The sequence below is a fragment of the Flavobacterium channae genome, assembly GCF_021172165.1.
Lineage (GTDB): Bacteria > Bacteroidota > Bacteroidia > Flavobacteriales > Flavobacteriaceae > Flavobacterium > Flavobacterium channae.
This window is the reverse complement of the sequence record NZ_CP089096.1, coordinates 1,040,788-1,064,579: the sequence shown is the minus strand read 5'-3', so window position 1 is coordinate 1,064,579 and position 23,792 is coordinate 1,040,788. Positions and strand designations below refer to the sequence as shown.

Sequence of the window (23,792 nt, the reverse complement as noted above, 5' to 3'; positions counted from 1 at the left end):
AAATTAGGGATTGATTAGGCTGTCTAATTTGGTAAATAATTCTCCTTTGCTGATAATTCCACCTTGCTTGATAATCTCAAACAACGATTCATTTCGATTAGACGAAATATCTTTTCTTCCTCTGGTAATTTCCACATCGTCAGAGAAAAGATTTTCTGATAACCAGTGAATTCCATCTGCAGAAACGAAATCAATTTCTGGGTTATTTGTTTTAATCACAAAGGAATACACAACATCAGGCAAACATTTGAAAAGAAAAATGTAGTTTTTAGAAAAATGATCTAAATGAGTAACATTAGTCAATGCTTTTTCCCAAATCATATCGGAGAAAACATCAATCTCTTGTTCGGCCACATGAGGACGATTTTTTTTAATATCATCCCACTCGATTTTATCAATAGATTGTGTTGCCAAAAAATTAATAAATTCGGGATGTAATTCTTCTAACTGTTCTTTCGTTAATCTTGCGTATTTCATAAAGTAAAGATAAAAAAAAAGCCCCGATAAAATCGGAGCTAATTTATATTTTGAGAAAAATTATGCTTTTTCACCTACGATTTCGTATGGTAACTCAACGATAACATCTCTATGTAATCTAACTGATGCAGTATATTTACCTACACGTTTTACCACACCGCTAGTGATGAATTTTTTCTCAATTGAATGACCGTTAGCTTCTAATGCTTCCACGATGTTAGCACTAGTAACTGAACCAAACAATTTATCACCACCTGCTTTAGCAGTAATTTTAATTTCTAAAGCTTTTAAAGCTTCAGCTAAAGCTTTTGCATCAGCAACAAGTTTAGCCTCTTTGTGCGCTTTTTGCTTTAAGTTTTCAGCTAAAACTTTTTTAGCAGATGGAGTTGCTAAAATAGCAAAACCTTGAGGAATTAAATAGTTACGACCGTATCCGTTTTTCACAGTTACTACATCGTCTTTAAATCCTAAATTTTGAACGTCTTGTTTTAAGATAAGTTCCATGTTGTTGTCCTTTTAATTAGAAGTTAGCTCACCTACGGCGAAGCAACAACTATTTGTTAAATATTATTTTAATAAATCGGCCACGTATGGCATTAAAGCTAAGTGACGAGCTCTTTTAACAGCTACAGAAACTTTTCTTTGGTATTTTAATGAAGTACCTGTTAAACGTCTTGGTAAAATTTTACCTTGCTCGTTAACAAATTTCAATAAAAAGTCTGCGTCTTTATAATCGATATATTTAATACCTGATTTTTTGAAACGACAGTATTTTTTAGTTTTGTTTGTATCTATGTTTAAAGGCGTAAGATATCTGATATCTCCGTCTTTTTTCCCTTTTGCAGATTGCTCTAATGTAGACATGATTAGTTTGTTTTAGATTTTAATTTTGCTCTTCTTCTTTCTGCCCAAGAAATTGCATGTTTGTCTAAAGACACCGTTAAGAAACGCATAACACGCTCGTCACGACGGAATTCAGTTTCAAATGCAAGAATAATTTCAGCTGGCGCTTTGAATTCGAATAAGTGGTAAAATCCACTTTTTTTGTGTTGAATTTCGTAAGCTAATTTTTTTAAGCCCCAATCTTCTTTCGATACCATCTCAGACCCTTTAGAAGTAAGAAAATCTTCAAACTTGCTTACTGTTTCCTTTACCTGTTGCTCAGATAAAACGGGATTCAAGATGAAAACAGTTTCATAATGATTCATAATCTTTATATTTATTGTTATAAAATTGGGTGCAAAAATAATACTTTTATTTGAAATAACAAGTATAACACATTATTAATTTTTATTAAAAAAACTTGTGTATTTGTAATAATAGTTCTACTTTTAACAAACTATAAAAAATATATGCCCATGAAGTTGAATTGTATCGTTGTAGATGATAGTGCTATTCAAAGAATTACCATCACGAAATTAGTTAACGAATCAACATTATTAAACTTAGTAGGAGATTTTGCTAATGCTCTTGAGGCAAAGAATTGTATCAACAACAATACTATTGATTTAATCTTCTTAGACATTGAGATGCCGTTAATAAACGGTTTCGACTTATTAGACGGACTAAAAACAAAACCACAAATCATATTTATTACTTCAAAAGCTGATTATGCAGTTAAAGCTTTTGATTATGAAGCAACTGATTTTCTTCAAAAACCTATTTCTAAAGAACGCTTCAATAAAGCTGTTAAAAAAGCAACGGAACTTCATGCTTTGCGTTACGAAAACCATGAAGATCATGGCGAAAGTATCGTAATTAAAAGTAATTTAAAGAAATTAAAAGTATATGTTTCTAAAATCAAATGGATTGAAGCCTATGGCGATTACATCAAAGTAGTTACCGATGATGAAAGTCATTTAGTATTATCAACCATGAAAGGTTTTGAAAAAGAACTTCCAGAAGGTAAATTCATTCGCGTTCATAAATCGTATATTATCAATTTAGATAGAGTCGAGAAATTCAATAGTAAGTTTGCTGAAATTGGAAATACTAAAATACCATTAAGTCGTAACAAGAAAGAAGAAATTGTAAAAGCTATCGAAAACGCTTAATACACATCGACATCTACTTTTACCTTAATAGCACGATATTGCGGAACTGCTTCAAAACTCATGAGCACTTTCGCAATATTTTTTTTGGTATTTCCCAAATGCTTCTGAACCGGAATTTTAACCATAATCGTTCGAATATATTCATTACGAATTCTATTTATAGCTGGCTCTTCTGGGCCCAAAACAGGCATATCTAAATTTTGAGATAATACATTATACAACCACATCGAACCTTCTTTCAATTTATCAAAATCGCGATGTTTCATTGTAAGTTTTACTAATCTAAAGAAAGGCGGATATTTAAAGTTCTGGCGTTCGTAAATTTGCTCTTTATACATTCCTGCATAATCATTACCCAAAACTTGTTGAATCGTATTGTGATATGGATTATACGTCTGAATAACGACTTTTCCTTTTTTTTCTGAACGTCCTGCCCTACCCGAAACTTGCATCATCATTTGATACGCTCTTTCGTAGGCTCTGAAATTAGGTTGGTTCAATAAATTATCGGCGTTTAAAATCCCAACTAAAGTCACATTATCAAAATCCAAACCTTTGGCTAGCATTTGTGTTCCTACCAAAACATCAATTTCTCTATTTTTGAAGGAATCGATAATTTTCTCGAAGCCAAACTTTCCTCGAGTCGTATCTTGATCCATTCTTCCAACGTTTTTTTCTGGAAAAAGAGTTTTCAATTCCATTTCAATTTGTTCCGTTCCGAAACCTTTTGAAGTAACATCAACCGATTGACAACTATGACAGTGTATTGGATTTGCAATCGAATGCCCACAATAATGACAACGCAATTGATTTTTAAATTTGTAATACGTCAAACTCACATCGCAACTTGGGCAATGCGGCACATGACCACACGTCATACATTCCACATAAGGCGAAAATCCTCTACGGTTTTGAAATAAAATAACTTGTTCACCTTTCGATAAGGTTTCGGTGATTTCCTCCAACAATTCATCAGAAAAATGGCCAGACATTTTCTTTCTGAAATACTTATCTTTTAAATCTACTAATTGAATTTCGGGTAACACTACATTTCCGTAGCGCACTTTTAATTCTGTTAAACCGTATTTATTGGATTGCACATTATAATAGGTTTCCAAAGATGGAGTCGCACTTCCTAAAACCACTTTTGCTCCGTGTTGCTTCGCTAAAACTATCGCAGCATCACGTGCATGGTATCTTGGCGCTGGATCATGCTGTTTGAAGGTTTGCTCGTGTTCTTCATCTACAATAATACATCCTAAATTGGAAAAAGGAAGAAACAAAGCGCTTCGAACTCCAATAACCACTTTTGCTTTAGGTGAATTTTCCAAAACTTGATTCCAGACTTCTATTCGCTCATTATTGGTATATTTAGAATGAAAAACGGCTACTTCATTTCCGAAATAAGCTGTTAATCGTTGCACTAATTGTGTGGTTAAGGCAATTTCAGGTAACAAAAACAAAACTTGTTTTCCTTCCTTAATATATTGTTCTAAAAGTTTGATATAAATTTCTGTTTTCCCAGAAGCTGTAACGCCGTGTAATAAATTGACATCAAAGGTTTTGAAATTTTCTTGAATGCTATCAAAAGCTATTTGTTGCGCTTCACTTAACGTGAATTGACTATCGTCTTCTTTATCAAACGAAACTCTATCTTGAGCAATGAAATACTCTTCGAAAATCGTTTTATCTACCAAAGATTTTACTATAGCCGAAGTACTTCCAGAAGTTTCAATTAGTTTTTTTACTGAAATGGGTGCTTTTTCTCGTGCTTGTAATTGGAAATAATGCAAAACCAATTCGCGTTGTTTTTTGGCTTTGGATAACACTTCTAATAATTCGGCTAATTGTTCTTGTTGTAAAAAAGATTCATGTAATTTGATATAACGAACTAACTTCGGTTTATATTGTTCCGAAATTTCTTCTTGTAAAACCAATGCGCCTTTAGCTAATAATCGATTAATGATTGGAAAAACGGTTTTCTTGCCTAAAATTTTAATCACATCTTGAACCGTAATCGAAGATTGACTTTTTAAAGCTTCTAAAATTAGAAATTCATCATCTTTAAGTTCATCCGAATCGATTTCGGCATTTTCTTTAGCTGAAATAATGGTTTCACTTTCCAAAATATATCCAGAAGGCAAAGCACTTCGAAACACTTCACCTAGCGAACACATATAGTAAGAAGCAATCCATTTCCAATGTTCTATTTGATTTTGATTTACAACAGGTTTTTCATCTAAAATTTGATGAATCTCTTTTGCTTCGTATAATTGAGGAGGATTGTTATTTTTATCAATAACTAAGGCTGTATAAATCTTTGTTTTACCAAAAGGTACCGCAACTCGCATTCCTATTTGAATGTAACGAAACTCTGCTTCGGAAACCTGATAAGTAAAGGTTTTAGAAACAGCTAAAGGCAAAACAACTTCTATAAAAAACAGCATAGAACAAATATAGTTTGAAAAAAGAGAATAGAAAAAAGAGAATAGAAAAAAGATAAATTCATGAATAAAAAAAAGCGCCCTCAATTGAGAACGCTTCCTTATCTATTTAATAGAAATTATTTTCCTAACATATCATTTTTTAAATCTTTGTCAGCTGGTTTATCACATAACCAAATTCCGAACAAAGCTTTTTTGAAGTCATGTCCATCAACACTTCCTTTTTTTACTCCATTTTTGTAAACCACCACACCTTCATTTGGCACATTAATAATTACAAAAAAATCGCCTTTTTTAATTTCTTCTTTAAAGAAACTTTTGAATTTATCAATTTTAGCTTTTAAAGGAGCTGTTTTCTTTCCTGTAGAATTCTCAAAACCTTCGTTAATTGCTGAAATCATTTTATCAGAGCTAATTAAACCAGAAACGATATTTAATTTAATAGCCGCACCTTCTTTACTATTCATAATTTCGGCAGCATTTGAACTTTTTTTCTCTAAATACAAAGCACCAACATACATGTCCATGAATAACTTAACACGAGTTCCTGCTCCATTAAGAACTAAATTTTGCCCTTCTAAACTCAATTTTGAGTCTACTTTTACTCCAGCAATTGTTTGTTGCGCATTAACAGTAAATACTGTTGCAATAATCATAAATAATGCAATAAATTGTTTTTTCATAATTAGATTTTTTTTGTTTTGTTAAATATATAAATTTTTTCTTTTTAATTTAGAAATAGTTGCATTTAGTTCGAAACCTAACAATAAAACCATGCAGTTTATCCAAATATAAAACATCAATACAAGAAGCGTACCAATTGAACCATAAAGCTCGTTGTATTTAGCAAACTTGGTTACGTAAATACCAAAAATATACGACGAAAGAATGATTAATATTGTTGTGAAAACAGCGCCATAACTAATAAATGACAAGCTTGATGTTTCTTTTGTACCAAACTTATACAAGATAGAAGTTGTAATTAAAATCATCAATAAAATAAAACCGTATCTACTCCATTCTATCAAATAAATATCTTCAATAAATCCTTTTGCATTAATTTTTTGAATAAAAACTTCCGCTATTACGATTGCAGCTACTGTAATTATCAAAATAAATGAAAGCGCAAGTGAAATTGCCATCGAAATAAAGTATTGTCTAAAAAAACCTCTAGTAATGGTAATATGAGTCGACATTTCAAAACCTCCTAAAATGGCATTAACTCCATTTGTCATTAAAAAAATGGAAAGAATAAAACCCGAGGATAATAAACTTTTATAACTGGTACCCATGATATCTTTTAAAATAGCTTCAATAGCATCATAGGTGTTTGGTGGAACTCCATTTTCAACAAATCGCAAAAAATCTGCTTGAAAATTATCTAATGGTATGTAAGGAATTAAATTCAGAATGAAAAGTGCAAAAGGAAACAAAGCCATAAAGAAACTAAACGCAATGGCACTAGCACGATACGAAAAGGCTCCTTTAAAAATCCCAAGAATATACATCTCAATGATATCATAAAGCGTAAGTCCTTCTAAAGATTTTAACTTAAAAGCCTTTAAAACAACAATTAATTGTTTGACTACAGGAATCTTATTGAGTTTGTTTTCGATTTCTTCTGACATATTAAATAGCCTTTAGACTTAAATCCATATTATAAACAGAATGAGTAAGCGCACCTGAAGAAATATAATTAACACCACATTCAGCGTAATTACGAATGGTTTTTTCATTGATATTACCTGATGATTCCGTTAAACTTTGATTCCCAATTATTTCTACCGCTTTCTTAGTAGTTTCGTAATCAAAATTATCCAAAAGAATTCTATAAACTCCTCCAGCTTTTAATATTTGCTGAACTTCATTTAAATCTCTTGCTTCAACAATAATCTTCAAATCTTTATTGTTGTCCAATAAATATTGTTTTGTTTTAGCTATAGCTTGCGGAATTCCTCCTGCAAAATCAATATGATTGTCCTTTAGCATAATCATATCGTATAAAGCAAATCGATGATTTTCACCACCACCGATTTTTACAGCCCATTTTTCGATTGCTCTAATACCCGGAGTTGTCTTTCTTGTATCTAAAATTTTGGTTGAAGTTCCTTCTAATAAATCTACAAATTGTTTTGTTTTTGTAGCAATTGCGCTCATTCTTTGCATAGAATTTAGCACTAATCGTTCTGCTTTTAAAATAGATTGTGAGCGTCCAGAAACATGAAAAACAATATCACCATGTTTTACGTGAGCACCATCTTCTATAAAAGTTTCAACTATCATATCCTTATCAACATAGTCGAAAATCATCTTTGCAAATTCAACACCAGCGATAATTCCTTCATCTTTAACTAATAATTTAGCTTTTCCTTGAGCATTAGCCGGAATACAAGCTAACGAACTATGATCACCATCACCAACATCTTCTCTAATGGCATTACTAATAATAATTTCTAATTCTTTTTGAAATAGCGCTTCTGAAATCATGATATTTTAATTGATAGGCTAATGTAAGAAATACTCTGTTGTTTTGAAAATATTTAGCTTGTAAAAACAAAAAACTCCTAGACATAATCTAGGAGTTTTTCTATATAATTTTTTTATCTTATTAAGATAAAGCTGCTTTAACTTGGTCAGCTGCTTCTTGGAATTGAACAGCAGATAAAATTGGCATACCAGAATTATCAATTAATTCTTTAGCAATTTCTGCGTTAGTTCCTTGTAAACGAACGATGATTGGCACTTTGATTGCATCACCCATGTTTTTGTAAGCATCTACAACACCTTGAGCAACACGGTCACAACGAACGATACCACCAAAAATGTTAATTAAGATAGCTTTTACGTTTGGATCTTTTAAGATGATACGGAAAGCTGTTTCGACACGTTTAGCATCAGCAGTTCCTCCTACGTCTAAGAAGTTAGCTGGTTCAAAACCTGCGTATTTAATTAAATCCATAGTAGCCATTGCTAAACCAGCACCGTTTACCATACATCCAACAGTTCCATCTAAATCAACGTAGTTTAATCCTACTTCTTTAGCTTCAACTTCGATTGGATTTTCTTCTCTAATGTCACGCATTTCAGCATATTTTGCTTGTCTGAATAAAGCGTTATCGTCGATATTTACTTTAGCATCAACTGCTAATATTTTGTTGTCAGATGTTTTTAATACTGGGTTGATTTCAAACATAGATGAATCAGAGCCGATATACGCTTTGTATAAAGCATCGATAAATTTCACCATTTCTTTAAAAGCCTCACCAGATAAACCTAAATTAAAAGCAATTTTTCTAGCTTGGAAACCTTGTAATCCATAAGCAGGATCGATTTCTTCAGTAAAGATTAAATGTGGTGTATGCTCAGCAACTTCTTCAATATCCATTCCACCTTCAGTAGAATACATAATCATGTTACGTCCTGTAGCTCTGTTTAATAATACAGAAACATAAAACTCAGAAGTTTCACTTTCACCAGGATAATAAACATCTTCAGCAATTAATACTTTGTGAACTGTTTTTCCTTCAGGTGGTGTTTGAGGTGTAATTAATTGCATTCCGATGATTTGTTCAGAAAGCTCAGTAACTTGATCTAAGTTTTTAGCTAACTTAACTCCTCCACCTTTTCCTCTACCTCCAGCATGGATTTGTGCTTTTACTACGTACCAACTTGTACCTGTTTCAGCAGTCAATTGTTTAGCTGCAGCAACCGCCTCAACTGGATTGTTTGCTACAATTCCGCGTTGTACGCGTACTCCATAACTAGCTAGGATTTCTTTACCCTGATATTCGTGTATGTTCATAATTGTTATGCGTTTATCTTGTTTAAAAAAGTGCCACAAAAATAACAAAGTAATTTTTAATGGACTAACTTTTTTTAGTTTTATTTGGGAATTTGATATACATATTCTTACTCCTATAATACTGAACAAAAACAACATTTGTTACAAATAAAACATTTTGTTATTTTTTGTTAATAATTGTTTTAAAAATTGCATCTGAACTAAATTGATTTACTTTTGCATCAAAATAATTTAAAATGAAACCAGAAGTATTACAACAATTAGCAACAGAATTTGGAAGTCCGTTATATGTTTATGATGCGGAAAAAATAGCTTTTCAATACAATCGTTTACAAACTGCTTTTAGCAAGGTGGAACGTTTTAAGGTACACTATGCAGTGAAAGCTTTATCTAATGTTTCTGTTTTGAAGTACCTAAAAAGTTTAGGTTCTGGTTTGGATACGGTTTCTATTCAAGAAGTACAACTTGGATTACTTGCTGGTGTAGATCCTAAAGATATTATTTATACACCAAACGGAGTTTCTATGGAAGAAATAGAAAACGTTGCAGCATTAGGAGTTCAAATCAATATTGACAACTTGTCTATTTTAGAGCAATTTGGTACAAAACACCCTACTATTCCAGTTTGTATTCGTATTAATCCTCACGTAATGGCTGGAGGAAATGCTAATATTTCTGTAGGACATATTGATAGTAAATTTGGAATTTCAATTCATCAATTACCACATATTTTAAGAATTATTGAAAACACTAAAATGCATATCAACGGAATTCATATGCATACCGGTTCTGACATTTTAGATGTAGAAGTGTTTTTATATGCAGCTGAAATCTTATTTGAAACCGCTAAAAATTTCCCAGAATTGGATTTCATCGATTTTGGAAGTGGATTTAAAGTACCATACAAAAAAGGTGATATTGAAACTAATGTTGAAGAATTTGGAAGAAAATTAACGAAACGCTTTTTAGCATTCGAAAAAGAATATGGAAGACCGTTAACACTAGCTTTTGAACCAGGGAAATTTTTGGTAAGTGAAGCTGGATATTTCTTAGCAAAAGTAAATGTTGTAAAACAAACTACTTCAACAGTTTTTGCTGGAATTGATTCGGGATTCAACCATTTAATCAGACCTATGTTATATGGGTCGCAACATCATATTGAAAATATTTCTAATCCTAAAGGTAAAGAACGCTATTATTCGGTAGTAGGATACATTTGTGAAACGGACACATTTGCTAGCAACCGAAGAATTACTGAAATACACGAAGGTGATATTTTATGCTTTAGAAACGCAGGCGCTTATTGCTTTTCAATGGCATCTAACTACAACTCACGACTAAAACCAGCCGAAGTTTTATGGAAAGACGGAACGGCTCACTTAATCAGAGAGCGTGAAACGTTTGACGATATTTTGAAAAATCAAGTTATTATTGAAATTTAGTTTTTGGTTAAGAAAAAATCCCGGATTATTAATTTAATTCGGGATTTTTGATTTTATTTATTTTTCAATGGTTTAATACCAAACTCATAAATAGATATTCCAGTTCTGGTTAATCTAAATCTATCCTCATATTTCGTACCTATTCCAGAAGCTAATAGAAACGCTTCGCCTTCAACTAATTCGATCATACTTTTGGATGAATTAGATTCAAAATATTTAGTCATAAAATCAAAACTTGATGGGTTTAGTGTGTTTAAAATAAAAGTCATCTTTTGAAATTCTTCCCATGATAAATTTTCGTTTATATAAGCAATAAAAAGATTTGCTAAAATTTTAGACTTTTTTACATCTGTAAATCTTTCAATATAAATTAATACCGTTTCCAAAACTTCATTTCGATAATTCAAATCTTTATTAAATTGTTTTTTAAACTTTTTAATTTTATCATCTTCAATTCTATGAGAATGAAACTCTTGAAGAAAAACTAATATTTTTTTCACATTATGTTGAGCAATAATTGATGATGTAATATTATAAAATGTAAAAAGTGTTTTAACTATTGGCAATTCTTTCAATAACCCATCTTCAAAAATCAAATCTAAAGACACTTCAGCATAGTCTGTGCTTAAATCCAAACTTTTATTAAAAATCTCATTCTCAAAATCATCTGAAAAATTTATTTTCATAACAGCCAATATTTTATTTATTCAAAACCTCTAATAACACCTTACCATCAGAACTGTTTGGCATAGTTATTTTTAGCATTTGTGTAATGGTTGGTGCAATTTGTGTAATTTCTTTTCTATCGTGAGTTGCTCCTTTTTTAATATTCCATCCATAAAATAATAATGGAACATGTGTATCATACGAATAAGGCGAACCATGAGTTGTTCCGGTTGCAGAATATTCTACATAACCTGGTTTAAAAATAACAACTAACTCACCATTCTGTGTTGGATCGTAACCTTTAGCAACAAAATTCAAATAATAATCTGTTGCATTTGCATTCGCAACTTCTTCTTCTGTGTAAGCTCTTTTTAAATATTCTTGTTTTTGCAAATACTCTTTAAAAGTTTGCTTAACATCTTGTAAGTTCAACCCTTTTGATTTCACTTTATTCTTATCAAAAAACACATTGTAATTAGAATAATTTAAAAGTAAATCTTCACCATACGTTTTTTCAGAAAACTCTTTTAACTCTTTTTGAATGTTCTTATAATTGATGTTATCAACTTTGTATCGGTTATCTTTTAAATAAGTTACATTTTCGGCACCAGCATGATCAGCCGTTAAGAAAACCAAGTAATTTCCTTTTCCAACCGTTTTATCTAGATAAGTTAAGAAATCCGCAATAGTTTCGTCTAAACGTAAATAGGTATCTTGCAATTCAATAGATCTTGGTCCTAAAAGATGTCCAACATAATCAGTTGATGAGAAACTAACCGCTAAAAAGTCGGTAATATTATCTTTCCCTAAATTTTCACTTTCAATCGCTTTCTTAGCAAAATCGGCTAATAAATTATTTCCAAAAGGTGTAGAACGTAAAACTCCTGCATCATTTGCATCATACATATCTTTTAAATTGTATGGCATAAATGGCGCTTTTTTGTACAATTTTCCCTCGTAAGGATTATTGTCATTTAAACTTTCGTTGTACGTTTCTTTAGATTTCAATAATTCCCAATTCTTGCTTAAATATTTCAAATAATGTTTCTCTGAATTGAATTGGGTTGCCCAATCTGGTAATTTTTCACCATAGTACGTACTCGAAATAAAAGCTCCTGTTTTGCTGTACCAAAAAGCCCAATCTGCAAAATGTCCGGCTGGTAAAATAGCTCCTCTATCTTTGATACTGATTCCGATAACTTTTCCTTTAAAATTCGTTGACAACTTTAACTCATCTGTCATGGTTGAACTTTGCAAATTTCTTGGCGACATTTTTCCTTCTTTTTCAGAATCATCACCAATAGTACTCACCGATTCGTCATCGGTACAATACATTTCTTTGCCAGTAGCTTTATTGAACCATTCGTTTCCTACAATTCCGTGAACTGCTGGCGTAGTTCCTGTATAAATAGAAGCATGCCCAGGTGCGGTATAAGTTGGCATGTAATTGTAATGGGTATTATTAAAAGTGTATCCTTCTTTCATTAATCGCTTGAAACCATTTTCGGAAAAGTCGTTTGAAAAACGATATAAGTATTCCATTTTCATTTGGTCTACTACAATTCCTACTACTAATTTAGGTTTATCTTGTGCTGAGAGTAGCGAAGAAACAAGTAATACTGATACGGCTAAGGCTTTTTTCATTTTAAAACTATTTTATACAAAAGTACGTTTTTGATGTAAATGGAATGTTAATAAATACAAAAATGACTTTCTATTGCATTCAATAAAAAGTCATTTTAAATATAGTTTAGAATTATTTCTTTTTTGCGGGCTTATCTTCAAGAACCGTCATATTGTAAGCAATAATCATATCTTCATAGGTAATATATAATTGATTTCTTCCTCCTTGTTTTTTTCTAGTATAAATAGCCAAAACGCATTCTACTCCATTATTATCCACACAATTAAATTTAACTACATCGTCATCGCCAACCGTTTCTTGGTTTCCATATTTCATAATAGAAAACAATTGAAGTACTTCTGAATAAACCACAATTCTGTGACTTTCCATATCTAATAGCACCGTCATTTCAGATTTTTGCAATTTAGACCATTCGCTCCAATTTCCTTTTTTGTCTTTCTGGCTAACCATATATCCAGAAGTTTTGAAATTATATTTTTGAGCATAAGTAGTAACCGATGCAAAAAACAAAAACAATAGTATGTATTTTAAACTCTTCATTTCATTGTTATATTAAAATTCAAAGGTAGTTACCTCTTTTTTAGCAATGTTAAATTCGGTAATGATATTATCAACAATAGTTTCAACAGGCAAAATATCATTAATTAATCCGACAATTTGACCAATTTCTAATTCACCTTCTACTAAATCGCCTTCAAACATTCCTCTTTTAGCTCTTCTTTTTCCTAATAAAGTTTCTAAATCTTCTTTTGATGGACATTTAGAATATAATTCCTGAACATCGTTGTAAAATTTATTTTTTATTAATCTTACTGGAGCCAACTCTTTCAATGTTAATTGTGTATCGCCTTCACCCGTTTCAACAATTGTTCGCTTAAATTCATCATGAGCTGAACTTTCTGTTGAAGCAGCAAAACGACTTCCCATTTGAACTCCATCGGCACCTAAAGTCATTGCTGCTAACATTCCTCTTCCTGTTGCAATTCCACCAGCAGCAATTAAAGGAATCGAAACTTGCTCACGAACCATTGGAATTAAAGTTAGCGTTGTGGTTTCTTCTCTACCATTGTGCCCACCGGCTTCAAAACCTTCAGCTACGACAGCATCCACACCAGCTTCTTGTGCTTTTAATGCAAATTTTGAACTACTTACAACATGTACAACAGTTATGCCATTTTCTTTAAGAAAAGGCGTCCAAGTTTTTGGATTACCTGCAGAAGTAAAAACGATTTTAACTCCTTCTTCTTTTAAAATTTGCATAATTTCTTCAATGTTTGGATACAACATTGGGACATTAACACCAAAAGGTTTATCAGTTGCTTTTTTACATTTTTGGATGTGTTCTCTAAGCACTTCCGGATACATTGAACCAGCTCCTATTAAACCTAAACCACCAGCGTTACTTACCGCACTTGCTAATTTGTAACCACTGTTCCAAATCATTCCGCCTTGAATAATAGGATATTTTATGTTAAAGAGTTGGGTAATTTTATTCATTAATTATAATTTCAATAATTTTCCTTTTGCTGTTTTATTAGCAAATTCTACTTGGTAAAAGTACAAACCAGATGCCAAACTTTCTAAATAAATAGTAGAATTTGTTTCATTAATGACATAAGAATTTACTTGTTGACCAATATTGTTATATAACGTTAATTTAGCCGAAGTACCATCGTTTGGTAAGCTAACTAAAATTTTATCTTTTACTGGATTTGGATATAAAACAACTGAAGCAATTTCGTTTGAATTCAAAGAAAGAGCGTTTGAAAGTGCCAATTGAAAATCAGGGACACCATATCCTTTAAAAATTGTTGGATTGGCATATAAATCAGCTGATTGTTTTACAAATTGAACAACTTCTGCATTGGTCATATTTGGAACAGCAGACCAAAAAGAAGTTACCATTCCAGCCATAATAGGACTAGAAAATGAAGTTCCGTTTGCATTTACAATAGCTCCAGCAGTATTACTTACCGTTGCACTTAAACCTTTTGCACAAACATCGGGTTTTACTCTTCCATCAAAAGAAGGTCCGATAGAACTAAAAGAAACATAATCTTCCGTCGCATTCACTGCTCCAATAGTCAATGTGGTTATTGCATCAGCAGGTGTTGCGATATGTGGTTCAGAAGTGGCTCCTGAATTTCCAGCACTTGTAACACAAATCATTCCTTTTGAAAAAGCCATATCAGCACCTCTTGATATAAATGTTTTTGTCCCATTCATATCAGCATACGAATAACTGTAATTTGGAATATCATATTCAAAATAACCTAAAGATGTATTAATAACATCAACACCTAAGCTATCCGCCATTTCAGCAGCTTCTACCCAATACGATTCTTCAACCGGATTTTCTGAATTAATATCTTCTGTAATAAACAAATAATATTGTGCATCAGGTGCAGTTCCTACCAATTGATTATCTACGTATCCGCCCATACAAGACAAAACATTTGTTCCGTGCGAACCTCTTGTGTAAAAAGAAGTATTTCTATCTGGAAAATTATAACCACCTAAAATTAGATTGTTATCACGTAAACGTTGAAAAGGACTCGCTGTATCTACACCTGGAAAACCAGCATCCATAACTGCAATTATCTTTCCTTGACCAGTATAATTTTGTTGGTGTAACAAATGTCCATTTAACATTTGAATTTGATTTGAAGAACCTCCATAATTGTAATCTACCAAAACTTCAAGCTGTTTGTTTACATTTTGTATTTCCCTTACTCTATTAGTTGGAGCTGTTCTTGAATTCAAAGTTCGGTCAGCAAATTCAACTCGATTAACAAAAGTTAGATTAGTAAGCGTTTGAATATCGGATTGAGAACCTCTAATATGCAAAGCATTTAACCATTTTGATTTTGCCATTACTGTAATTCCAGTAGTATTTGTTACTTCGTCAATATACGTTTGAGAAATAGGCACATCGGTATCGTTTAACAAAATTCCTTGCGTTGTTCTTCTGTCCAAAGCTCGTTGGGATAACATTTGCAAAGGATTGCTCAAATAAAAAGCAGCATCAGGTTTATCATTAAAATACACCCAAGCATCCTCTTGAGCTTGAACTACATAACAAAAAAAGAAAGTAAAAAAGAAAAGTAATTTTCTATTCATTTTTGGTAAATGTTTGGTTACCAAATATAAAAATAAATTTATTACTGAATGGTAAAATAGATAAATACAATATAAGATACTACTAAAAGCGCTCCTTCTTTAAATGACAAACTGTTTCGTTTTGGTAGAAAAACCATTGGCAACAGAATAAATGCAAAGGCTAACAACCAATAAATATCGAAAGACAAAATTTTAGCATCTACATTTTCGATTGGTTTAATGATTGCTGTAAAACCTAAAACACTTAAAATATTGAAAATGTTAGATCCAATAATATTTCCAATTGAAATATCGTTTTCTTTCTTAATTGCCGCTATAATTGAAGATGCTAATTCTGGTACACTTGTTCCAATTGAAACAACAGTTATTGCAATTACACGTTTACTAACTCCTAATCCTTCAGCAAGACTAACAGCTCCATCAACTAATAATTCAGAGCCCAACCAAAGTGCAAAACCACCAATAGCTAATAATCCGAAAATTATCGAATAAGACATCTCGGTTTCTTTCTCTTCATTAATTTCAATTTCAACCGTTTTATTTTGCTTGATTAAATGAATTACAAAAGCAATTAAAAGTACAACAAAGATAATTCCTTCAGCTCGGCTAAGTTTCCCATCTAGTATTAAGAAGAAAAACAATAAAACTGAAGCAATCATTTTCATAGGCCAATCGGTCGTGTAGAAATTTGTTTCAACTTGAATAGCATTTATTAGCAAAACAATTCCTAAAACCAGACCAATATTACCAATGTTTGAACCTACAACATTTCCAACAGCTATATCAGGAAAACCATCTAAAGCAGCTTTTATACTTACAATCATTTCAGGTGCTGAAGTAGCAAACGAAACCACTGTTAATCCTACAATGATTTTAGAAATATTAAGTTTTAGTGATAAACCAACAGATGATTTTAAAAGCCAGTTTCCGCCTAGGACTAATAATACTAAGCCTAAAATAATGTAGATAAAGTTCATGAAAAATTGTATTTCTGCGAATATAATTGATTATTTATTTTTTAGCCTAATAATTGAATTATAAAGAACCAATGTTAAAATAGCTAATAAAAAGCCTTGTAAAAAATTAATTCCTAAATAATTTAAAAAAATATAATTGCTATTTGACCAACCAGATGGAGAATAATCTCTATGTAAATTTGACATTATTATCACATATCTTTCAAAATAAAAACCAATTTTAATGCAAAATGCTGCAATAAAAACGTACCAAAATTTATTTCTCAATTTTTTTGACAATAAGGAAAAAGGTAAAATTGCTGCACAGAAAAACATTAACCAATAAGACCACCAATATGGACCAGTAGCTCTATTATAAATTGCAACATTATCATAGTTAATTATAACTTCAATTACAAAACGAATCAAAATAATGACACTATAGTATATTATTATCCAGCCAATAATATTTAATGCATTTCTAGAATGATATTTTTCTTTGAAAATAGAATTTGTAATCCATAATGTCAAAATCAACGGAATCAAACACAAAATAATATTGGTATCAATACTATTGATAATTGTATCTATCAAATCCATTATTAAGCAATTACACCACTTCCTAAGATTTCATCATTTTGATGCCAAGCAACGAATTGCCCTTCTGTAATAGCAGATTGTGGATTTTCGAAAACCACATACATGCCATCTTTAAATTGATGTAAAGTTGCTTTTTGTAACGGCTGTCGATAACGAATTCGAGCCATTACTTCTAAAGTTTCACCTTCTTGTAAAGCTAAATCTTCTCTTATCCAATGTACTTCATCGTTTGCAATAAACAAGGCTTTTTTAAACAATCCTGGATGTTGATTACCTTGACCGGTATAGACAATATTTTTATCAACATCAGTTTCTATAATAAATAAAGGCTCTTTAGTTCCTCCAACATTCAAACCTTTACGCTGTCCTTTAGTAAAATAATGAGCACCTTGATGTTTTCCCATTACTTTTCCTGGAACTTTCAAATAGTCAATCCTTCTTGATTCGTAAGCAAAAGCTTCTTCCTCAGAATCAAATTGTGGTTTTTCTTGATTATAGATAGCTGCTTCAACTGGAATTTCAATAATTACACCTTCTTTTGGTTGTAATTTTTGTTGTAAAAATTCAGGTAAACGCACTTTTCCGATAAAACAAAGTCCTTGCGAATCTTTCTTTTCGGCAGTTATTAAATCTAATTTCGAGGCAATTTCACGAACTTCTGGCTTAGTTAATTCACCAATTGGGAATAAAGCTTTCGAAAGTTGGTCTTGCGATAATTGACATAAAAAGTACGATTGGTCTTTATTTCCATCTTTACCAGCTAATAATTGGTAAATTTCTTTTCCGTCTTTTTCGATAGTTCCTTTTCTACAATAATGTCCTGTTGCCACATAGTCTGCACCAAGTGACATAGCAATTTTCATAAAAACATCAAACTTAATTTCTCTATTACACAATACGTCAGGATTTGGAGTTCTTCCTTTTTCGTATTCGTTGAACATATAATCAACAATTTTTTCCTTGTATTGTTCTGATAAATCTACTGTTTGAAAAGGAATTCCTAATTTTTCTGCAACTAAAAGTGCATCATTACTATCTTCTAACCAAGGACATTCGTTAGAAATTGTAACAGAATCATCGTGCCAATTCTTCATGAATAACCCGATTACTTCATATCCTTGTTCTTTTAATAAATAAGCGGCAACACTCGAGTCTACTCCTCCCGAAAGTCCTACTACTACTCTTTTCATTTATTCTTGTCCTCCTTTTTCTTCTTTTAATTGCTCTAGTGTTTTTGACACTTCTTTAGTATTTCTTTGCTCGTATTGAATTAATTCCTGACTAAATTTAGCCGCCTTAACTTCTTTAATTACTTTATTTTTTTCAAAAAACTTCCAAGTTCCAACACGCTTTCCATTTACATAACTTCCTTCGTACATTTTATTTCCTAAACCATCGTAATAAGAAGCAATTCCATCATATTGACCGTTTTTGTAAATATGAGCATCGATTAACTGTCCTTTTTCAGAATAGGTTTTTGAATTTCCAACTTTAATTCCTGATTTATAAGATGTCTCTTCAGCTAAAACGCCATCTTTATAAAATACTTTACGAACGCCTTCTAATTTACCCTCTTTGTAAAATTCTTGAGACATTAACTGTTTCGATTCAAAATGATAATATTTCCATTCTCCTTCAGGAAGTTTGTTAACCAATTTTCCTTCGCTTACTTTATTACCTTTTTGATCATAAAAAACAGCATAACAAGAACCATCTCCTTTAGAGAAATCTCTAGTTGCAATTACAGTTCCTGCTTTAGTATCATCGAAATATTTAAATATTCCTGTTTCTTTTCCGTGATTGAAAGTTCCTTCGTAACGAACACGATTTGACTCCTTATGAGTTCCTCTCCACAAACCATGACGTTCACCTTTATCATCTAATTGATTGATTTTATCTTGTGCATTAGCGATAAAAGCTCCGAAAAGTAAAAACAAGAAAACTATTTTTTTCATTTTATATCTGTTGATTTTCTTTATAACTATTTTGTTGTACAATTATTATTCCAATTGCAAAATTAATCAAATTAAGAAGATAAGCCTTGCAACTTTAATATTGTTTTAAGAACTAAAATTACGCTCCTAATTCAATTGCTCTATTGTTTGCCGAATCTACACCGTTAATCACAATTTCCTGAAGCTTAAGTTGATTAAAAATTGACAATGCCGCTTCTGTTGTTCCTCCTTTAGAAGCTACTCGTTGAATCCAAGCCTCATTAGACAATTTACTTCTGTTTTGTAATTGAACCGAACCAGAGAAAGTTTGGCTAACCAAAAACTCCGCTTCAGATGCCGAAAAACCTAATTTTACAGCCGATTCTATCATAGCTTGCATAAAATAAAATACATAAGCAGGACCACTTCCTGAAACGGCAGTAGCTGCATTTAACATTTCTTCTCTATCAATATAAATTGATTTTCCCGTTGTGTTGATTAAATTCTGAACAATGAAAAGTTCTTTTCTATCCACCGCATTTGATGCGCAAAAGACAGTCATTCCTTCGCCAATTTGTGTTGGAATATTTGGCATAGAACGAACAATTTTAGTAATTCCTAATTCATTTTGCATGGTTTCAATTGAAATTCCAGCCATTACAGACAAAACTACATGCTCGTCATTTAAAAAAGGTTTTATTACAGAAGCTAATTGCTTAAAATCTTGTGGTTTTACAGCCAAAATTAAAATATCAGAACTAAAAATAGCCGCATTGGGTTCTGTATAAAAATTTATGGCATCAATTCCAAAACGGAATTTTTCATCTACTTCCCTTCTATTTAAAACTAAAATATCGGAAGCTCCAACAAATCCAGAACTCATAAAACTATTGGCATAGGTTTGTCCCATATTACCAAATCCTACAATGGCTATTTTCATATTTTGATAATTTGATATAAAAAAACCCTGTCGATGCAGACAGGGTTTACTATAAAGATAAAATTACTTTTTCTTTTGTTGTGCGGCTTTTTGAGCTTCTGCTTGCTCCATCATTTCGCGCATTTTTCTTTGGAATTTACTTTCCTTCTTCTCTTTTGTTTTATTCTCTTGAATTTGAGCATGAATCTTATCTTCTTTTACAATGTAATTTTTGATAACCAACATAATTCCAATAGTAATTAAGTTAGAAATGAAGTAGTACAAACTCAATCCAGAAGCATAGTTATTAAAGAAGAATAACATCATTAAGGGTGAAATATAAATCATCACTTTCATGATTTTACCCATATCTGGCATACCTTCTTGCGGTGGTGCACTCATTGCTTGATCTCCAGTAGTCATTTTCATGTAGAAGAAAATAGCAATAGAAGCTAAGATTGGGAATAAACTCACGTGACTTCCATAAAACGGAATATGGAAAGGTAGTTGATAAATACTGTCATAAGACGATAAGTCATCAGCCCATAAGAATGATTTTTGTCTTAAATCAAACATCGATGGGAAGAACTGAAACAAGGCATAGAAAATTGGCATTTGCATTAATGCTGGTAAACATCCTGCCATAGGATTAACACCTGCTTTAGAATACAATTTCATTGTTTCTTGTTGTTTCTTCATCGGGTTGTCTTTGAATTTTTCATTCAATTCAGCAATTTCAGGACGTAAAACCTTCATTTTTGCTTGTGACAAATACGATTTATAAGTTACTGGCGACATTACTATACGAACTAAAATCGTAAATAAAATAATAGCCAAACCGTAACCTAATCCAATGCTTGAAATTAATCCGAAAACTGGAATAAAGATGTAACGGTTAATCCATCCGAAAATTCCCCAACCTAATGGCATAATTTCATCAAGATTTCTATCGTAACCATTTAAAATTTGGTATTTTGAAGGACCATAATACCAATTCATATTATAGTTTACAGCTCCATTTTTAAATTCTAATGGAACTTGTGCTGTAAAATGTTTAGTAAATACTGTATCTACTTTTTCATCATCTACTAAGTTATCTGACTTAAATTTAGCCGTTTTAAATTTAGTATCTGTTAATAAAATAGAAGTAAATAAATGTTGCTTGAAAGCAATGTAAGAAACATCTTTTGCTTCGTCTTCAGAATCTCTAGCAGCATTTAAATAATCGTCTTTTCCATCTTCATATTCAAAAACGATTTCAGAATATCTGTTTTCATAAGAAACACTTTTTTCGTTTCTGTACGTTTTCATTTGCCATTCTAAATCCAATGGTTTTGAAGTATTCACTACTTTTTCTAACCCTTGAGAACGGATAGCAAAATCCAACATATATTCGTTAGGCTTTAACACATAACGATATTCTAAAAACTGATCTGGAGCCGCTTTTAACTGTAACGTTAATACTTGATTTTTACCTTCAGTTGTTAACTTAGGTTCAAAATACATTTCTTTTGTATGTAACGTTCTGTTGTCAGTTGTATTTAAAGCAATATCTAAAGATGCATTATTGTCTTTAATAATTTGAACTGCTTTTTTAGAGTTTTTCTCAAATTGATCAAAACCTAAAATAGTTGCATCTACGATATAACCACCTTTATTAGAAATTTTTAACGATAAAACTTCATTTTTAATTTCTGTAACTGCGTTTGTTGCAGATGGAAGTGTTGCAGAATATCCAAAAGAACCTAGCTGTGCTTGAGCTGCTGCATTTTTTGTTGAATCGGCAACAGGATTTGCTACTTCAGCAGAAGTTTCTTTATTAACTTCTTTAGCTTGTTTTTCTAATTGTTCTTTTTTCTCTTTTTCCTTTATTTCTTCTGGTGTTGGAGCGTTTGACCAAAGCATCCAAATTAAAATTCCAGAAATCAATACAAATCCGATAATCGAATTAAGGTCTAATTTTTTTTCTTCCATCTACTTAATAATGTTCAGTGTTCCTTTTTAAGTGAACCGTTTATTTATTTTTATGTTGTACTGCAGCCGCAACAAAATTCACAAAAAGTGGATGTGGATTAGCTACTGTACTTTTATATTCAGGATGGTATTGAACGCCAATAAAGAAAGGATGAGTTGGAATTTCAACAATTTCAACCAATTTAGTATCTGGATTAACTCCTGAAGCTACTAAACCTGCCTTTTCTAATTCATTCAAAAACGCACCATTGAATTCATATCTATGACGATGACGTTCCATAATCTCTGTTGTTCCATAGATTTTGTGTGCCAACGTATTTTCTTTAATACTACATTTCCATGCACCTAAACGCATGGTTCCTCCCATGTTTTCAATATTTTTTTGCTCTTCCATTAAATTAATAACCGGATGAGCTGTATTTTCATTCATTTCGGTAGAATTGGCATCAGCATAACCTAAAACATTACGCGAATACTCAATTACTGACATTTGCATTCCTAAGCAAATTCCAAAGAATGGAATATTGTTTTCTCTTGCATAACGAACGGTATCGATTTTACCTTCAATTCCACGACCGCCAAAACCAGGAGCAACAAGTATACCATCTAAATCTTTTAATTGACTTTCTGCCGAATTGGCATCTAAAAACTCAGAATGGATTGAAATTACATTCACTTTTGTCTCATTTGCAGCACCAGCATGAATGAAAGCTTCTAAAATTGATTTGTAAGAATCTTGTAATTCTACATATTTTCCAACTAAACCGATGTTGATTTCGTGCTTAGGGTTTTTCAATCTGAATAAAAACTCATTCCAGTTAGTTAAATCTGGAGAATTCTTTTCAGGTAAATCTAATTTTTTTAACGCTACTCTATCCAAACCTTCTTCCAACATTAAATTTGGAACTTCATAAATAGTAGACGCATCGATTGATTGAATTACCGCTTCTTTTTTCACATTACAGAACAATGCTAATTTCTGACGTAAATCTGAAGATAATTCATGTTCTGTTCTACAAACTAAAATATCAGCTTTAATACCACTTTCCATTAAAGTTTTAACCGAATGCTGAGTTGGTTTTGTTTTCAATTCTCCGGCAGCAGCCAAATAAGGCACTAACGTTAAATGAATAACAATTCCGTTATTTTCACCTAATTCCCAAATCAATTGACGAACTGACTCGATGTAAGGTAATGATTCAATATCTCCAACTGTTCCTCCAATCTCAGTAATTACAATATCATAATCACCCGATTTACCAAGCAACTGCATGCGTTCCTTGATTTCGTTTGTAATATGAGGAACAACCTGAACTGTTTTCCCTAAAAATTCTCCTCTACGCTCTTTTTCAATAACAGAAAGATATACTCTTCCTGTAGTAACGTTGTTTGCTTGAGAAGTTGGAACGTTTAAAAAACGCTCATAGTGACCTAAATCTAAATCTGTTTCTGCTCCATCATCAGTTACATAACATTCTCCATGTTCGTAAGGATTTAATGTTCCTGGATCTACGTTGATGTAGGGATCAAACTTTTGAATAGTTGTTCTGTATCCTCTGGCTTGCAATAATTTAGCTAACGAAGCTGCGATAATACCTTTTCCTAAAGAAGAAGTCACACCTCCGGTAACAAAAATGTACTTAGTTTGGTTCATTGTGTTGTTGTTGTGTTGTTGTTGCGATAAATATCTTTTATCTGTAATAAAATCGTGCAAAGATAATATTAATTAGTCAATGTGCCAATTAGTCGATGTATCAAT

General features: G+C 31.8%; 23 protein-coding genes. 2 read left to right on the top strand and 21 right to left on the bottom strand.

The genetic code is table 11. From position 1 onward, the window contains the following. Window positions 1-3: 3 nt before the first annotated feature. The 4 genes from LOS89_RS04705 to rpsF form a co-directional block, all read right to left on the bottom strand. Window positions 4-477, bottom strand: a complete 474-nt coding sequence (locus tag LOS89_RS04705; protein WP_231836687.1) for a DUF6495 family protein — start codon at window positions 475-477, stop codon at window positions 4-6. 60 nt (window positions 478-537) lie between these two features. Then, complete coding sequence (gene rplI, locus LOS89_RS04700; protein WP_194096150.1) at window positions 538-981, bottom strand: 50S ribosomal protein L9; 444 nt, start codon at window positions 979-981, stop codon at window positions 538-540. A 63-nt stretch (window positions 982-1,044) separates the two neighbouring features. Next, window positions 1,045-1,341: a 30S ribosomal protein S18 gene (rpsR, locus tag LOS89_RS04695; protein ID WP_008253655.1), complete on the bottom strand. Its 297-nt coding sequence runs from the start codon at window positions 1,339-1,341 to the stop codon at window positions 1,045-1,047. Between the two features lie 2 nt (window positions 1,342-1,343). Then, window positions 1,344-1,685, bottom strand: coding sequence for a 30S ribosomal protein S6 (rpsF, locus tag LOS89_RS04690; RefSeq protein ID WP_231836686.1), 342 nt, complete (start codon window positions 1,683-1,685; stop codon window positions 1,344-1,346). A 150-nt stretch (window positions 1,686-1,835) separates the two neighbouring features. On the opposite strand from rpsF, the gene LOS89_RS04685 reads away from it, so the two are divergent. Continuing rightward, the gene (locus LOS89_RS04685; protein WP_026726604.1) at window positions 1,836-2,531 is read left to right on the top strand and encodes a LytR/AlgR family response regulator transcription factor; all 696 of its coding nucleotides are present in this window, start codon (window positions 1,836-1,838) and stop codon (window positions 2,529-2,531) included. Here the strand turns inward: LOS89_RS04685 and priA are convergent. The 5 genes from priA to sucC all read right to left on the bottom strand — a co-directional run bounded on the left by priA (window position 2,528) and on the right by sucC (window position 8,777). Beyond that, window positions 2,528-4,978 carry a replication restart helicase PriA gene (gene priA, locus LOS89_RS04680; RefSeq protein WP_231836685.1) on the bottom strand — a complete coding sequence of 817 codons (2,451 nt, stop codon included), beginning with the start codon at window positions 4,976-4,978 and terminating at the stop codon, window positions 2,528-2,530. The genes LOS89_RS04685 and priA overlap by 4 nt on opposite strands. Window positions 4,979-5,094: 116 nt before the next feature. Next, the gene (locus LOS89_RS04675) at window positions 5,095-5,658 is read right to left on the bottom strand and encodes a chalcone isomerase family protein (protein WP_231836684.1); all 564 of its coding nucleotides are present in this window, start codon (window positions 5,656-5,658) and stop codon (window positions 5,095-5,097) included. A 21-nt stretch (window positions 5,659-5,679) separates the two neighbouring features. Continuing rightward, window positions 5,680-6,603 carry a YihY/virulence factor BrkB family protein gene (locus LOS89_RS04670; protein WP_231836683.1) on the bottom strand — a complete coding sequence of 308 codons (924 nt, stop codon included), beginning with the start codon at window positions 6,601-6,603 and terminating at the stop codon, window positions 5,680-5,682. 1 nt (window position 6,604) lies between these two features. Continuing rightward, window positions 6,605-7,462, bottom strand: a complete 858-nt coding sequence (nadC, locus tag LOS89_RS04665; RefSeq protein WP_231836682.1) for a carboxylating nicotinate-nucleotide diphosphorylase — start codon at window positions 7,460-7,462, stop codon at window positions 6,605-6,607. A 121-nt stretch (window positions 7,463-7,583) separates the two neighbouring features. Further along, the gene (gene sucC, locus LOS89_RS04660) at window positions 7,584-8,777 is read right to left on the bottom strand and encodes an ADP-forming succinate--CoA ligase subunit beta (protein WP_231836681.1); all 1,194 of its coding nucleotides are present in this window, start codon (window positions 8,775-8,777) and stop codon (window positions 7,584-7,586) included. Between the two features lie 236 nt (window positions 8,778-9,013). Between sucC and lysA the strand changes: the two genes are divergently transcribed. Next, window positions 9,014-10,219, top strand: coding sequence for a diaminopimelate decarboxylase (gene lysA, locus LOS89_RS04655; protein ID WP_231836680.1), 1,206 nt, complete (start codon window positions 9,014-9,016; stop codon window positions 10,217-10,219). A 53-nt stretch (window positions 10,220-10,272) separates the two neighbouring features. On the opposite strand, the gene LOS89_RS04650 is transcribed toward lysA, so the two are convergent. The 12 genes from LOS89_RS04650 to pyrG all read right to left on the bottom strand — a co-directional run bounded on the left by LOS89_RS04650 (window position 10,273) and on the right by pyrG (window position 23,687). Then, complete coding sequence (locus tag LOS89_RS04650) at window positions 10,273-10,905, bottom strand: hypothetical protein (protein WP_231836679.1); 633 nt, start codon at window positions 10,903-10,905, stop codon at window positions 10,273-10,275. Between the two features lie 13 nt (window positions 10,906-10,918). Further along, complete coding sequence (gene pafA / locus LOS89_RS04645) at window positions 10,919-12,529, bottom strand: alkaline phosphatase PafA (protein WP_231836678.1); 1,611 nt, start codon at window positions 12,527-12,529, stop codon at window positions 10,919-10,921. A 112-nt stretch (window positions 12,530-12,641) separates the two neighbouring features. After that, the gene (locus LOS89_RS04640) at window positions 12,642-13,070 is read right to left on the bottom strand and encodes a hypothetical protein (RefSeq protein ID WP_231836677.1); all 429 of its coding nucleotides are present in this window, start codon (window positions 13,068-13,070) and stop codon (window positions 12,642-12,644) included. Between the two features lie 12 nt (window positions 13,071-13,082). Further along, window positions 13,083-14,027 (bottom strand): NAD(P)H-dependent flavin oxidoreductase, encoded by a 945-nt coding sequence (locus LOS89_RS04635; protein ID WP_231836676.1) that lies wholly within the window; start codon window positions 14,025-14,027, stop codon window positions 13,083-13,085. A gap of 3 nt (window positions 14,028-14,030) precedes the next feature. After that, a complete protein-coding gene (locus LOS89_RS04630) occupies window positions 14,031-15,650 on the bottom strand; it encodes a S8 family serine peptidase (protein ID WP_231836675.1) in 1,620 nt (539 codons plus the stop codon). Window positions 15,651-15,691: 41 nt separating this feature from the next. Beyond that, on the bottom strand, window positions 15,692-16,627 hold the full coding sequence (locus LOS89_RS04625) for a calcium/sodium antiporter (protein ID WP_231836674.1): 936 nt from the start codon (window positions 16,625-16,627) through the stop codon (window positions 15,692-15,694). 30 nt (window positions 16,628-16,657) lie between these two features. After that, window positions 16,658-17,206, bottom strand: coding sequence for a hypothetical protein (locus LOS89_RS04620; RefSeq protein ID WP_231836673.1), 549 nt, complete (start codon window positions 17,204-17,206; stop codon window positions 16,658-16,660). A gap of 2 nt (window positions 17,207-17,208) precedes the next feature. Beyond that, window positions 17,209-18,396, bottom strand: coding sequence for a tRNA 2-thiouridine(34) synthase MnmA (gene mnmA, locus LOS89_RS04615; protein ID WP_231836672.1), 1,188 nt, complete (start codon window positions 18,394-18,396; stop codon window positions 17,209-17,211). After that, window positions 18,397-19,161 carry a toxin-antitoxin system YwqK family antitoxin gene (locus tag LOS89_RS04610; protein ID WP_231836671.1) on the bottom strand — a complete coding sequence of 255 codons (765 nt, stop codon included), beginning with the start codon at window positions 19,159-19,161 and terminating at the stop codon, window positions 18,397-18,399. A gap of 118 nt (window positions 19,162-19,279) precedes the next feature. Further along, window positions 19,280-20,080 (bottom strand): pyrroline-5-carboxylate reductase, encoded by an 801-nt coding sequence (gene proC, locus LOS89_RS04605; protein WP_231836670.1) that lies wholly within the window; start codon window positions 20,078-20,080, stop codon window positions 19,280-19,282. 63 nt (window positions 20,081-20,143) lie between these two features. Beyond that, complete coding sequence (gene yidC, locus LOS89_RS04600) at window positions 20,144-22,033, bottom strand: membrane protein insertase YidC (protein WP_231836669.1); 1,890 nt, start codon at window positions 22,031-22,033, stop codon at window positions 20,144-20,146. Window positions 22,034-22,073: 40 nt separating this feature from the next. After that, on the bottom strand, window positions 22,074-23,687 hold the full coding sequence (gene pyrG, locus LOS89_RS04595) for a CTP synthase (RefSeq protein WP_231836668.1): 1,614 nt from the start codon (window positions 23,685-23,687) through the stop codon (window positions 22,074-22,076). Window positions 23,688-23,792: the final 105 nt, after the last annotated feature.